The sequence below is a fragment of the Streptomyces longwoodensis genome (assembly GCF_001514125.1).
Taxonomy (GTDB): domain Bacteria; phylum Actinomycetota; class Actinomycetes; order Streptomycetales; family Streptomycetaceae; genus Streptomyces; species Streptomyces longwoodensis.
Genome location: NZ_KQ948550.1, coordinates 948128 through 961517 on the forward strand (window position 1 = coordinate 948128; position 13390 = coordinate 961517).

Annotated in this window: 11 protein-coding genes and 1 pseudogene; 9 read left to right on the plus strand and 3 right to left on the minus strand. The window is 70.8% G+C overall.

Going from position 1 to position 13390, the window contains the following annotated elements; all coding sequences use genetic code 11:
* Nucleotide 1: 1 nt before the first annotated feature.
* From AQJ30_RS09005 to AQJ30_RS09020, 4 genes are read left to right on the plus strand one after another with little or no spacing between them, the layout of a single operon-like run.
* A complete protein-coding gene (locus tag AQJ30_RS09005; RefSeq protein WP_079083926.1) occupies nt 2-1273 on the plus strand; it encodes an aspartate aminotransferase family protein in 1272 nt (423 codons plus the stop codon).
* Nucleotides 1273-2013, plus strand: a complete 741-nt coding sequence (locus AQJ30_RS09010; protein ID WP_067230822.1) for an SDR family oxidoreductase — start codon at nt 1273-1275, stop codon at nt 2011-2013. Before AQJ30_RS09005 ends, AQJ30_RS09010 begins: the two co-directional genes overlap by 1 nt.
* Complete coding sequence (locus AQJ30_RS09015) at nt 2010-2855, plus strand: class I SAM-dependent methyltransferase (protein WP_067230825.1); 846 nt, start codon at nt 2010-2012, stop codon at nt 2853-2855. Before AQJ30_RS09010 ends, AQJ30_RS09015 begins: the two co-directional genes overlap by 4 nt.
* Complete coding sequence (locus AQJ30_RS09020) at nt 2852-3634, plus strand: maleylpyruvate isomerase family mycothiol-dependent enzyme (RefSeq protein ID WP_067230826.1); 783 nt, start codon at nt 2852-2854, stop codon at nt 3632-3634. Before AQJ30_RS09015 ends, AQJ30_RS09020 begins: the two co-directional genes overlap by 4 nt.
* On the opposite strand, the gene AQJ30_RS09025 is transcribed toward AQJ30_RS09020, so the two are convergent.
* Nucleotides 3603-7244: an ABC transporter ATP-binding protein gene (locus tag AQJ30_RS09025; RefSeq protein ID WP_159052313.1), complete on the minus strand. Its 3642-nt coding sequence runs from the start codon at nt 7242-7244 to the stop codon at nt 3603-3605. The genes AQJ30_RS09020 and AQJ30_RS09025 overlap by 32 nt on opposite strands.
* Before the next feature lie 171 nt (nt 7245-7415).
* On the opposite strand from AQJ30_RS09025, the gene AQJ30_RS09030 reads away from it, so the two are divergent.
* The 5 genes and pseudogenes from AQJ30_RS09030 (at nt 7416) to AQJ30_RS09045 (ending at nt 11003) form a co-directional block, all read left to right on the plus strand.
* Nucleotides 7416-8171 carry an SDR family NAD(P)-dependent oxidoreductase gene (locus AQJ30_RS09030; RefSeq protein WP_067230829.1) on the plus strand — a complete coding sequence of 252 codons (756 nt, stop codon included), beginning with the start codon at nt 7416-7418 and terminating at the stop codon, nt 8169-8171.
* Nucleotides 8172-8195: 24 nt separating this feature from the next.
* Nucleotides 8196-8852, plus strand: coding sequence for a chorismate pyruvate-lyase family protein (locus AQJ30_RS09035; protein ID WP_067230831.1), 657 nt, complete (start codon nt 8196-8198; stop codon nt 8850-8852).
* A 390-nt stretch (nt 8853-9242) separates the two neighbouring features.
* Nucleotides 9243-9497, plus strand: a pseudogene (locus AQJ30_RS36755) (DUF6531 domain-containing protein); the annotation flags it as partial.
* Nucleotides 9498-9643: 146 nt separating this feature from the next.
* Entirely contained in the window at nt 9644-10195 is a 552-nt protein-coding gene (locus AQJ30_RS09040) for an NADase-type glycan-binding domain-containing protein (RefSeq protein ID WP_211278945.1), read from the plus strand.
* Between the two features lie 121 nt (nt 10196-10316).
* Nucleotides 10317-11003: a DUF2238 domain-containing protein gene (locus AQJ30_RS09045; protein ID WP_067230833.1), complete on the plus strand. Its 687-nt coding sequence runs from the start codon at nt 10317-10319 to the stop codon at nt 11001-11003.
* Nucleotides 11004-11137: 134 nt separating this feature from the next.
* Here AQJ30_RS09045 and AQJ30_RS09050 read toward each other — a convergent pair whose 3' ends face one another.
* Together AQJ30_RS09050 and AQJ30_RS38940 are read right to left on the minus strand one after the other, a co-directional pair.
* Entirely contained in the window at nt 11138-12901 is a 1764-nt protein-coding gene (locus tag AQJ30_RS09050) for an eCIS core domain-containing protein (protein ID WP_107119537.1), read from the minus strand.
* A 132-nt stretch (nt 12902-13033) separates the two neighbouring features.
* Nucleotides 13034-13204: a hypothetical protein gene (locus tag AQJ30_RS38940; protein ID WP_211278946.1), complete on the minus strand. Its 171-nt coding sequence runs from the start codon at nt 13202-13204 to the stop codon at nt 13034-13036.
* Between the last annotated feature and the right edge of the window lie 186 nt (nt 13205-13390).

A 13390-nucleotide genomic window follows, 5' to 3' on the forward strand; every position in this document is an offset into this window, starting at 1 on the left:
CATGACACTGCACGCCTCCCGGACCGCCACCCGCCCCGCGCCACCACCGCCGCTGCCCCTCACCGAGTCGGTCAGGCTGGCAGCCGCCGCGGCGACGAGTGACGCGATCGCGGCCACCGCCGACGACGTCATCCCCAGCGACCGGCTGATCGACGGCGAGTACCCGCTGTACGCCGCGCGCGGCGAGGGCGCCTACGTGTGGGACGTCGACGGCAACCGCTACCTCGACTTCATCCTCGCCTACGGCACCATCATCCTGGGGCACGCACATCGTGCGGTGGACGACGCGGCTATCTCCGAGATACGCCAGGGCTTCGCGCTGTCCATGCTGCGACCGGCGCAGCAGCAGCTGACCCGGCGGCTGACAGAAGTGATCCCGCACGCGGAAACCGCGCTGCTGGTCAAGACCGGCTCCGACGCGACGAGTTCGGCGGTCCGGCTGAGCCGGGCCTTCACCGGCCGCGACGTGGTGGTCCGCTGGGGCTACAACGGGTGGCACGACTGGGCCGCGATCCGCAGCCCCGGTGTGCCCCGGACCGTGGCCGAACAGGTGACCACATTCGGGTACAACGACCTGTCCTCGCTGGAGGAGGTCCTGCACCGCTTCAGCGGCCGCGTCGCGTGCATCCTCATGATGCCGTTCGAGACCACCCTCCCTGAGCCCGGGTTCCTTCAGGGCGTACGAGAACTGGCGGACCGGCACGGCGCGTTGCTGGTCCTGGACGAGATCCGCAGCGGTTTCCGGCTCGGGCTGGGCGGAGCTCAGGAAGCCTTCGGGGTACGGGCCGACCTGGTCACCGTGGGCAAGGCCATGGCGAACGGCTACGCGGTGTCGGCAGTCGCCGGTCGCGGCGACATCCTGCGCGAACTCGCCAACGTGCACATCTCGTCAACGTTCTTCGCCAACTCCCTGGACATGGCAGCGAGTTTGGCCACCATCGACGTGCTCGCCACCACCCCGGCCCTGGCACGGGTGGAGGCACTGGGCACCCGGCTCCAGCAGGGGCTGCGGGACGTGATCGCGCGGACCGGCCTGCCCGCACGCGTCGTGGGAGCACCCCAAATGCCCTTCCTGCAGTTCGACGACACCGCCCTCGCTCAGCAGCGCAAGCGGCTCTTCTACACCTGGACGGTCCGGGAGGGGCTCCTCCTGCATCCCAACCACCACTGGTACGTGAGCGCGGCCCTGTCCGACGCCGACCTAGACCACACGCTCGCCGTCGCCGACCGGGCTGCCCAGCACGCGGTCGCTGCAGGGGAAGAGCCGGCGTGATGCCAACCACGGACGAGGACCGGCCGGTGGTGCGACAGGACCGCGTGGCCCTGGTGTGCGGCGGGAGCAGGGGGATCGGCCTGGCGACGGCCACACGGCTGCGGGCGAGCGGCCGGAAGGTGGCGGTGCTCTCCCGATCGGGCGGCGCCCCCGGAGACTTCCTGTCGGTGCGCTGCGACCTCACCGAGGCGGCCAACGTCGACGCGGCTGTGCGGGAAGTGGAGGACCGACTCGGGCCGGTGGAGGTGATGGTGGCCAACGCCGGCATCACCGACGACGCCCTCCTCGCCCGGACGTCCGAGGCGTCCTTCCGCGCGCTGGTGGAAGGCAATCTGCTCTCCGCCTACCACGCGGCCCGGCGCGTCGTACCCGGCATGACCGACCGCGGCTGGGGACGGCTCGTCTTCGTCTCCTCCGTCGCCGCGACCGTCGGTGTGGCAGGGCAGAGCGGCTACGCCGCGGCCAAGGCCGCACTCATCGGTCTGGCCCGCAGCCTCGCCCGGGAGGTGGCACCACACAGCGTCACGGTCAACGTGGTCCTGCCCGGATTCGTGGAGACCGAGCTGACGCGGCGCGTACCGGAACGCGTCCGTGCCGGCATCCGAGCCCACGTACCGCTGGGCCGGTTCGGTGACAGCCGAGAGGTGGCCGCGACGGTGGACTTCCTGGTCGGAGAGCACGCCGGCTACATCACGGGTGCCCTGGTGCCCGTGGACGGAGGACAGGGAATGGGCTGGTGAACGGCGCCGAAGTCGGCCACGGAGCCACCGGGTCCTACGGGTTCGACGGAGTGGCACCGCGCTACGACGGCACGCGCGGCGGCGAGGAGCGGGGCCGAAAGGTCGCCGCCCGGCTCGTGCCCTTCCTGGACCCGGACGCGCCCGTCCTGGACGTCGGCACAGGCACTGGTGTGGTCGGCCGGGCGCTGGTGGACTACGGGCACACCGTGTACGGGCTGGACCTGTCGCCCGCCATGCTGGTGCGGGCCCGGCAGCGCCTCGGCCCCGTGGTGGTCGCCGCGGACGCCGCCCGACTGCCGTTCCGGGCGGCGGCCTTCCGGCAGGCGGTCAGCGTGTGGGTGCTCCAGATGGTCGCGGACGCCTCCGCCGTGCTCGCCGAGGTCGCGCGGGTACTGGAACCCGGCGGCCGGTACGTGATCGCCTCCGGTGTGCTGCTGCCCGCCGACGACCCCATCGGCGTCGTGTACGAACAGGTCTGGCGGAACCTGGACGGCGACGGGCGGCGTGACGACCGCTCGGCGCGCCTGCGCCTGCTCGCACCCGGGGCGGGATTCACCGTGGAGCACACCGGCCGATTCGAACCGACGTACCACCGGCAGTCACCGGCCGAAGCGGCTGCCTTCCTGGAAAGCGGTGCGCCGTTCTTCCTGTGGGCCCTCGACCCCGCAGAGCGCGAGCGCGCCATCGCTCCCGCGGTCGCCGTGCTGAGGTCCATGCCGGACCCCGACCGGCCCCGCACCCGGCGAACACAGCGGGAGCTGGTCGTCCTCCGCAGAGATCCGCAGTTCGGTGCAATGCGCCGTCCCGGACGCACCCGTACGGCAGAGGGAGCAGACACATGACGACGATCCATGGCACGACGCCGTCCACCGGTGCAGGCTGGACGAAGGAGCAGTGGCTGCGGTCCTTCCGCAGTGAGGCGGCGCGTTTCTCGGCCTCGGTCGACCCGACACGGCTCGACGCCGCCGTGCCCTCCTGTCCCGGGTGGACGGTGTACGACCTCATCGCCCACGTCGCCGGTGTCTACCGCTGGCACCGCCAGCATTTGCAGCGCCGTACCGCGAGCACCCCCCGGCACGAGCGGCCGCAGGTCCCGGCCCACATGCCCGTCCTGACTTGGTGGCAGCGGGAGTTCACAGCCATGGAACAGGAGCTGGACGCGGTGTCGCCGACCGAGCCTGCCTGGAACTGGGCGGGCCGGCCCCCGGTGGCCCTCTTCTGGCACCGCCGGATGGCACACGAGACGGCACTGCACCGCTGGGACGCCGAAAACGCCCTGGGGGTGCGGCACAGCGTGGACAGCACGCTGTGGACGGACGGCGTGACGGAAGTCCTGGACACCTTCCTGCCGGGCGGGCGCAACGCGGGAATCGCGGGCCCCACCGGCACTGTCGCGCTCACCGCCACCGACACGGGCGCACATTGGCGAATCGCCGTGCGCGAGTCCGGCGTTCTCCTCGCCCCGAGGGCGGACGTCCCCGGGGCCGGCCCGGCGCCCGACTGCACGGCCGAGGGCACGACCGAGGACCTGCTTCTCGTACTGTGGGGCCGGGCCACCGCCGCGGACCGGCTCCGGGTGCAGGGTGACGCTACTCTGCTGAGGTGCCTCCGCGCCCGCTGACCGGCGCGATTCCGGGGGACGTGCGGTCCACCCGCCACATCGCGGCGTACAGACCGTCGCGTGCCAACAGCTCCTGGTGCGTGCCGTCCTCCGCCACGACCCCGCGGTCCAGCACGACGATGCGGTCGGCACGCGCGGCGACAGCCGGCCGGTGGGTCACGATCACTGTCGTGCGGCGCGTCCCCCCGTCCGGTGCCGCACCCCCGAGGCCGGCCTTGGCGTCGCTCGCCGAGGTCGCCTCATCGAGCAGCAGGATGTCCGGGTCGGCGAGACGGGCCCGCGCCAGGGCAAGCAGTTGACGCCGGCTGAGCGACAGGTTCGTCCCGCCCTCCTCGACCCGGTGGGCGTAACCGCCGGGCAGCGCCGCGATGACCGCGTCCAGCCCCACCGCCTCGGCGGCCCGTTCGACGGCCCGTTGCGTCGCCCCGTCCGCGGCGAAGCCGATCGCGTCCCGGACGCTGCCCTCGAAGAAGTAGGGCTCCTGCGGCACCGATCCCAGGCGGCGGCGGTAGGCGGAGACGTCGTAGGAGCGCACGTCGACGCCGTCCACGAGGATGCGTCCGCCGGTGACTTCGTACAGCCGGGCGATCAGTTTCACCAACGTCGACTTGCCCGCGCCGCTGGCACCGACCACGGCGACGGTCTCGCCCGCGGTGATGCGCAGAGTCACACCGGCGAGTACCTCCGTGGCCGTGCCGGGGAACGCGAACCGGACATCGTCCAAGACGATGTCGCCGCGCAGCCGGCCGACCGGCACGGGACGGGCCGGGGAACGCACCGACACCGGCGTGCCGAGGAAATCACGCATGCGGCGCATGCCCACCGCGGCCTGCTGGTAGCTGTCGAAGAGCTGGGACAGCTGCTGAACGGGTGAGAACAGCAGGTTGAGGAAGAGCAGGAAGGCGACCAGAACGCCGGTGCTCAAGGTGCCCGCGGCCATCCGGTGCAGCCCGGTCGCCAGGATGACGATCGCGGCGAGGTCTGTCACCAGTTGGACGAGCGGAAAGTACAGCGCGACCAGCCGCTGGGCCCGCGCCCGGCCGTGCCGGAAGACCGCGCTCAGCTCAGTGAACCGCCGGGTGTTCACCTCTTCCCTGCCGGCCAGCAGCACCGCTTCGGCGCCAGCGGCGTTCTCCTCCAGATACGCATTGACGGCCGTGAGGTCCTGCCGGGAGCGCCGGTGCAGCGGCACGATGCGACGGCGGAAGACGATAGTGGCCGCCACGAGCAACGGAAACGCGGGCAGGACCACCCAAGCCAGTTCGGCGTCGATGATCAGCAGGGAGCCGCCGACGCCAAGCACGGTCAGCGCGCTGACCGTGACGGAGACCAGACCCGTCTGGAGGAAGCCCGCCAGGAGGTCCGGCTCGGTCGTGACCCGGCTGAGGGTGGCACCGGCTGCCTCCCGTTCGTAGTAGTCCAGTCCGAGGGCCTGGAGATGACGGTAGAGGCGAGTCCGGATGTCGAGCATGAGCCGTTCACCGGTGGTGGCCGCGAGCCGGACCTGGACGACGTTGACGGCCCAGTCCGCGAGCACGATGCCGAGCCCGAACAGGGTGGCTGCGGCGACCGCCCCGAAGTCCATGTGCCGTACGCCTCCGTCGATGGCCCGGCGGACCAGCAACGGCACTCCTAGGCCGGCGACCGCGTCGGTAGCCACCAGTGCCGCGCAGGCCGCCAACGGCCCTCTGTACCGCCTGAGTAGTCCCAAGAACCCGAGCTGCTCAGTCGCCCGGGGGAGCGGCGCCGGTGTCATGGCCGGGGCGGGTGGTGCGAGCGCCGGCTCCTCCGCGCAGGGCGACCGGGCTCCTCCTCCGGTGGCGCTGTCCGGCGCGAACAGCCGGCGGTAGACCCCGCAGCGGCCGAGCAGCTCTTCGTGCGTGCCGGAGTCCCTCACGCGGCCCTCCTCAAGGACCACGATCCGGTCGGCCAGGCGGATTGTCGCCCGTCGCCGGGCGATCAAAATCACGGTGCGCCCGGCGAACTCCCGCCGCAGCGCGTCGTTCACCTCCGCCTCCAAGGCGGGGTCCACCGCGGACGTCGCGTCGTCCAGGACCAGGACGGACGGGTTCCCGCACAGCACCCGGGCCAGCCCCAGGCGCTGTCGCTGCCCGCCGGACAGCGACCCCCCCCGTTCGCCGAGGACGGTGTCGTAGCCCTGGGGCAGGGCGCGGACGAACTCGTCCGCCCGGGCCGCCCTGGCCGCGGCCCGTACTTCCTCGTCGGTGGCCCCCGGGCGGCTGTAGGAGATGTTGGCGCGCACGGTGTCCGCAAAGACGACATGGTCCTCCGGCACCAGGCCCACGGCCGAACGCAGGGCGCGCACATCGAGCTCCCGCACGTCGCGACCGCCCACCAGGACGCGCCCCTCCTGCACGTCGTGCAGCCGGACCAGCAGGCGCGCCACGGTCGACTTCCCCGCCCCGGGCGGCCCGACGAGCGCCACTGTCTCGCCGGCCGCCACGTTCAGACTGAAGTGCCGCAGCACGGGTGTGCCGCCGTGGGCGAAGGCCACCGCGGTGAACCGCACGCCTGGGGGCCCGCCGTCCGGGGTGCGGACCGGGCGCGCAACCGACCCTGCGGACGTGACCGCATCGTCCAGCCCGCCCGCGTCGAGGACCTGGAAGACACGTATAGCGCCCGCCCGGGCCTGCTGACCGACCGACACCAGACGGGACATCATTCTGACGGGGGCGATCAGTTGACCGAGGTAGGAGGCGAAGGCCAGGTACGTGCCCACGCTGAGCCGCTGGTGCACCGCCAGCCACCCACCGAGGGCCAGCAGCGCGAGCTGTCCCAGGGTCGGCAGCGCCTGCAGTGTCGGCTCGAAGCGGGAGGTGAGGCGGGCGCGGTCCAGTTGGGCCGCTTGCAGACGACGCGCCGCCTCGACCAGTCGCTCCTGCTGTTCCGCCTCCCGGCCGAAGGACTTGACCACACGGGCGCCGGCGATGACCGACCGGACTGCCGAGACCAGCTCGGCCACCCGCCGCTGCACCTGCGTGGCCGCCGGGAGGATGCGGTCTCTCGCCCGGCGGGACACTGCCCACAGCCCCAGCCCCAGTCCGGCCGCCACTGCGGTCAGCCCGGGAGACAGCACGAGCATCGCCACCGACATGCCGACCACGAGCACGAGGTTGCCGAGCAGGAGCGGCCCCATACCGAGGAGTGAGGTGATGGGCGGCAGGTCGGCGACGGCGCGGGTGGCCGCCTGGCGCGGCGTCGGCAGCCCTTCGTGGCGGGGGCCACTGCGCAGCACGGCGGCGAACAGCTCGGTGCGCAGCTCGTGTTCGATCCTGAGCGACAGCTCCTGCGCCGCGCGTCTGCGCCACACAGAGCCGCCGAAGGCCACGCCCACGGTGCCCAGCAGCCCGGCGAAGCACAGGTTTCGCAGGGTGCCGTCTCGACCCGCCAGGGCGGCGTCGATCAGCCAGCGTTGGAGCAGGGGCGCCGCCGTCGCGGCGAGTCCGCCGAGGGCCGCGGCCACCGTCGCCGTGACGCACAGGCCCCGGTGCCGTGCGCACAGCGTCAACAGCCGGACAAGGGCGGAACGTTCCCCGGCTGCCGTGGCCGGTCTGCTGCTGGGCAGCGGGGGACCACTGAAGGGGATCACGCGTGTCAGCATGCCGACCGCCGTCGGTCCCTCCCGCCATCCATAAGGACTGCTCATCAATGCGCGCAACGACTGGCCGTCCTGCGCCCCCGCCTGCCTACGGTGAGTCCGCCCGGCGACTCCTCGAAGCCGGCCGCGGACATCCCACAGGACGGGCTGAAAGAGGGGGAGATGACACGCATCGCCTTGGTCTCGGGAGGTGGCACGGGCATCGGCCGGGCGGTGGCGCACGCGCTGGCGGACGCCGGGCACCGGGTCGTTCTCCTGGGACGCCGAGCCCAGGTGCTCGAAGAGGCGGCCCGCGCGATCAACCGGGCCGTCGGACCGGATGCCGTCGTCTGGCACGCCGCAGATCTCAGGGAACCGGAGGAGGCCGAACGCGCAGTCGCCACGGTGGCCGCCGCGGCCGGACCGGAGGACACGATCACCACCGTGGTGAACAACGCCGGCGGGACGACCCGCATCAGGGGCAGCGCCCTCGCCGACGTGGCTGCGGCGTGGCTCGACGAGTGGCGGCGCAACGTCCTGTCCTGCGTACTGCTCACGACCGCGGCCTTGCCGCATCTCACGCGGTCCCCGGGCGCCAGGATCATCACAGTCAGCTCGGTCGCCGCCCTGCGCGGTGGAGGGCCGTACGGTGCAGCGAAGTCCGCGTTGCACGCCTGGACGTACACGCTGGCCAAGGAACTCGGCGGTCTCGGTACGGCCAATGTGGTGGCGCCCGGCTACGTCGAGGGAACCGAATTCTTCGGCGACCGCATGACCGGGGAGCGACGTCGCACCCTCCTCGACGCCACCCTCGTCGGCCGAGCCGCCCGTCCCGAGGGCGTGGCGGGCGCGGTCCGCTGGCTGGCCTCCGCGGAGGCGGGGGATGTCACGGGCCAGATCATCCAGATCAACGGCGGGGCAGTGCTCGGCCGGGGCTGACAGGCCGACGGCAAGGAGGAGGAGATGGTGCCCACCGAGCAGTGGGAACGCAGCGCAGCCTCCGGTTTGGAGGCGTCTACGTCCCTGATGGACGACTTTTTTCGAGCCCAGCATCACCGGCCCGCCGCGCTAAGCGATGTCGACGCGAGTGCCGTTGACCCGATCCTGCGGGGTGTCCTGACGAGTGATGGGACCGTGACGACGCTCATCGCAGCCTGCTTGTTGCAGCCGCTGGCCGTGCGGGTGCTGGACGAGCGGAACGTCGGCCTGGCTACCGACATGGGCCGGTGGCTGGAGGCCGCCCCGGGGGCGTTGGCAGTGCGCCGACGCGTCGTGATCGTGGTGCGTGTGACGAGGGCCCCCGTATACCACGCCGAGTCGTTCCTCCTGCCGGAGCGCCTCCCACCCGAGGTGGCCGACTCCTTGCGCACAGAGCCCCTCGGGCTGGGCGGCGCGTTGCGGCGGCATAGTGCTCACGTTGGCAGGGAGCTCCTCTGGTACGGCCAGGGACAACCGCTTCCCTGGACCGGGATTCCTCCACACCGGCCGGATGAGGACCTGCCAGTGGACCCGACGCTGCACCGCACCTACCGCTTGACGGCTCCAAACCGTCAGCCGGCTGCCTTGATCACCGAGTCCTTCAGCACTGGTCTGCTCAAGTCTGCTCATTCCTTGCCGTGAGGGGGGCGGGCGACGGTGCGCCCCGCTGCGCTAGGAGTCACCCTGCTCGCTGTGCAGTGGCCCTGGGGCTGGCGACCAGTCGAGGGGGCCACTGAGCGCCAGTTGACGCAGCACGCCGAATGGTACGGTCTGTTCCTCCGCTGTTCCGGCCGCCTGCAGGGCGACGGCTCCCCGGGTGACGGCGCCCTCTGCTGCCGCCGCCACGAAGGTGCTCTTCCCGCAGCCGACCGCTCCTCCAACCAGAATTACGGCGACATCTCCGGCCAAGGAGGCGTCCCGAGCATGTTCCCATCGAGCGAGTTCCGCCGCGCGGCTCATGTATGTCATCGGCCTCAATCGCACCTTTACGGTCGAATCGACACTGGCTTCGGAAGCTCGGTGCTGAACGTGGTGCCGGAGGGGCAGGGCAACGTCCCCTGGCACCGCTACACGAGCTTCGCCATCACCGACGCCCTGAAGGCGAAGATCGACTACTCGACCGGCCACCTGATGCTGACGGCGACCGACTTCGACATCGCCGGCGTCGGCCAGAGCCTGCAACTAGCCCGCACCTACAACTCGCTGGACGCCCCCTTTGGCCGCGTCTCGCAGCGCTGGTGGCAGCAGTACGAGCGCTACCTGTCCGTCTCCAGCACCGAGGTCGTCGGAATGGGGTCGCACCCCCGAGCTACCAGGAGGCCCTGCCTTCATGCGCGTACCGCCGGAAGATCACCCAACCAGGAACTCCGTTCGATCCGCACGTTCCAAGATCGGTTGAGATACGGCTTCTGAGACGGGGTTTCGGGTACCTGATGACCTGGGCGCTCTGGGCGGTCCTGCTCACCCTCCTGATCACCGCCGTCGTCAACGCCGACAACGCCGTCAGCGCGGTACGCGACCACTTCACCAAGCGCGGCCCGGTCGGACCGGACAGCGTCAAAGCCTCGCGCTCCTATCCGCGGCACGGTCCGGAACTCGCCTTCGACAAGCTCAACAACACCTGGTGGGGCCCGGGGGTCAACCAGTCCGGCGCGGGGGAGTGGATCGAGGCCCGCTTCGACCAGCCCACCCGGCTGCTCGACATCATCATCACCCCCGGCGTCTCCATACACGCCGACCAGCTCTCCCAGTCGGCCCTCCCACGACGCGTCGAGGCCGTGATCACCACCGCGGACGGCAAGAAGGAATCCCGCTTCCTCACCCTCGACCAAGCCGCAGGAGGCCAGCGCCGCGCCTTCCGCGCCGGCGACGTCACCGCCGTACGCCTCATCGTGCGCTCGTCCTACGCCGCCTCCGCCGACAAGCAGGTAGCCATCGCCGAGATCGAGTTCTTCGGCCCGTCGAACACCAGCAGAAACCAGTGAAGCCGACCTTTGAACGATCCCCAACTAGGTACGCACGAAAGCCGATTGAGTACCCGCACTCAGGCCGGGGACTCGCGGCGAACCGGAGGATGACGGCACACCCAGACGCGAGGAGCCAGCAATGTCCGCCATCCACCCGACCACCAGCCCGTCGCAGGACGCACGCCCGGACACCCCGCAAGCCGCAAGCGGCCGCAGGCTGCCCGCCGTTCTCGCGGTGGCCGTCGCCGCGGCGCTCGTGGCGTCGGCGTTCGGTGCCAAGGACCCGACCACATGGGTGCTGGAGACGGTCTGGGTGATGGTGGGCCTGCCCCTGGCGGTCCTGCTGCGTCGACGCTTCCCGCTGAGCGGCCTGCTGTGCGTGCTGCTGGCCGCGCACGCGCTGGTCCTCATCGTGGGCGGCCACTACACCTACGCGGAGGTCCCCGCCGGAGACTGGGTCCGCGACTGGTTCGGCCTGGACCGCAACCCCTACGACCGCTTCGGCCACCTCATGCAGGGCTTCGTCCCGGCGATCCTGGTCCGTGAACTCCTCGTCCGCACCTCGCCGTTGCGCGGCAGCCGCTGGCTGGCTCCGCTGACCGTCTGCGCCTGCCTCGCCTTCAGCGCGGTCTTCGAAATGCTGGAGTGGGCAGCGGCCGTAACCGGCGGCCACTCCGCCGACGCCTTCCTGGCCACCCAGGGCGACGTCTGGGACACCCAGTGGGACATGTTCTGCGCACTGATCGGCGCGACCTGCTCACTGCTGCTCCTCAGCCGCCTGCACGACCGCAGCCTCACCCACTTGACGCTTCCCGCGACGGACTGAACCGTTCCCTCGCCCCGACACGATGTGCGGAGCGAGGAACCCTCGGGGCCGTGGTCGGTCTTGAGTCGCCGGGCGGCAGACCGGCTGACGGACGAGGCCCATCAGCTCGGCCCGCCGGTCGGCCGGTGCGTCGGTCAGTCGTCCACACCGTCCGACGCGCTGCCGCTCTGGGAGTACGTGCTCAGAGCCATCCAGTGGGCGAGTTCGTCCGGCAAACCGTCATGAGGGATCATCCAACGCATGGCGCTCTCCGTGAGGGGACGCAGGGCCTCCCGCCGCCTGTTGTACCGCCTCGTCTGATGGGCTTCCAAGCCCTCGGCGGCACCCTGAGGGGTCGAGATGACCGTACCTAGCATGCCGAAGGCGGTGAACCACTCCCGGGGGATGGACCTGCCGGTCATGACCCTCCAGACGTCACCGGCGAAGGTCGAACAGTTGTGCCTGGTGAAGTTGTAGTCGGCCGCAACCCTTTCATAGGTGAGGCGGTACCCGTTGATGATGTTCCTCAAGGGCACCATCTTCGACTCACGGTGCGTGGCGTAGCCGCGGGTGTCATACCAGTCGGGGCACATGACGCCACCTCGGACATTGCCCCAGTACTCGATCCCCTGTCTCGGGTAGAAGCCGAAGGGGACGGTCGTCCCGTCCGATCCGGTGATCACGATCCAGGCATGACCCGTGTCCCGCCTGGGGTCACGATCGCCCCCGTTCACCTTGAACGTGACCTTCAGCTTCCTGCTGAGGCGACCGTCACTCAGCTCGTTTAGGAGCAGATCGCGCAGCGGTGTCAGGTCTTCGTGCTCCGGCAGGTCGGCGAGCGGCCCGGCCGGATGTACCGGCGCGCTGGTACCGGCTTCCGATGCGGACTCCGATTCGGACTCCGTCCGAGCCGCCGCCTGCTGTGCGTCTGCGTCATAGGCCTCGTCGGCAATCCGCTGACGCTCCGCCGCCACCCGCTCCTCGGACGCCGTGCGGGGTGCCATCCGGCGGAACGAGCGACGTCCTGTGTTGTTGAGTCTGTCGAGCCTCTCCATGAGGCGGTCCATATCCATTTCGCCCCCCGGACCCGCCACGTGTTCGGAGTCGGCCTCGTAACCCTCGCTGCCCCGCCGGCCCCGCGGCGGGCTGTACATGCGCTGCACGGCTGTTCCACGCGTTGTCGACGCGCCCTCGTCGATGGCCGCCGAGCCGCCGTGCGTGACCGCCCGCTGGGCGACGACGGACGGAGCGGTCGCCGCACCGGAGCCGAAGGAGGCCCCGTCCCTCTCCGCCTTGAGTTCGGAGCTCTGGCCGGGATCGGTGATCGTGACTCCAGCACCGTTGCTGTGACCGGTCTCGAGAGTTCCCTTGAGGTTCTCGTTGACATGGCTCAGCTCGTGGCCCATGACCTTCTTGTCCGCGACGACCTGCGGGGGCGCGAAGATGTGGTTGCCGACCGTCATGGCCCTGGCCCCGAGCGCCGCTGTGGCTCGTTGGGCGACCGGGTTGTCGTGAAGGCGCGTGGCGGAGAGGTTCGGGTTCTGGAAGAACGGCATCGCCTCCGCGAGCAGTGCTGCGGGAAGCGAGCGGCTCGGTGACGCCATGGCGGCGTCGAGCAGAGCCTTCTGGCCGGCCGCGCTGTGGTCCGCCACATCCTCGTGGGCGTGCTCCTCGCCCTGCGCGGAGCGCTGAACCTGGAATCCGTCTGCCTGATGCCCGCATGCGGGGCCGTGCTCATGCCGGCCTCGGGCCCACGGATACCCGGCCTGGCGGAGCATTTGGACGACAGCGGCATTCCCCGCGCTGTTCTGCAGTCCGAGATGCCTTACGGCGGAGGCGCCGCCGGAAGTCGCCGGCCGACGTATGGCCACAGAACGACGTTCGGATGTGCCGATGTCGTCATGTTTGGCTACAGGCATGTGCATCCCCTTGTAGTCGTGGATGTGCCCGTTCTACGGTCCGCCCCGCCTGAATTCCAGGTACGCGAGGGCAGCATCCGGTGCCGAACAGGCACACTCGGCCGCCAACGGGGAACCGCCGCCGACCGAGGGTCAGCCGGCCGTGTGCTCCGCGGCCACGTTCCGCATGGCCTGGAGCGACGCGCGGATGATCCCCGGTAGGCCCGGAGCGCCGATCCAGCGCGTGAAGGCGACCTTGAACACGGCGATGCCCGTCTCCGCGACCGGTTCGACCGTCCCCCGGTCGCGCAGGGCGTCAGCCATCCCCGGGGACGATGTCTTCCAGCGCCTCCATGCGATGCTTGGCATGCAGCGCCCTGCCAGCAGCCGCACTCCGGTCAGTGGGGATTGCGGCGGCTGTGAAGCTGCCGGACGGTCGCCAGGGGGGTGTCGGGCTCGTCTGTGGGCTCTGGGGCCGTTGGCTGAGCAGTGGTGTGACGGGTCAGTGAT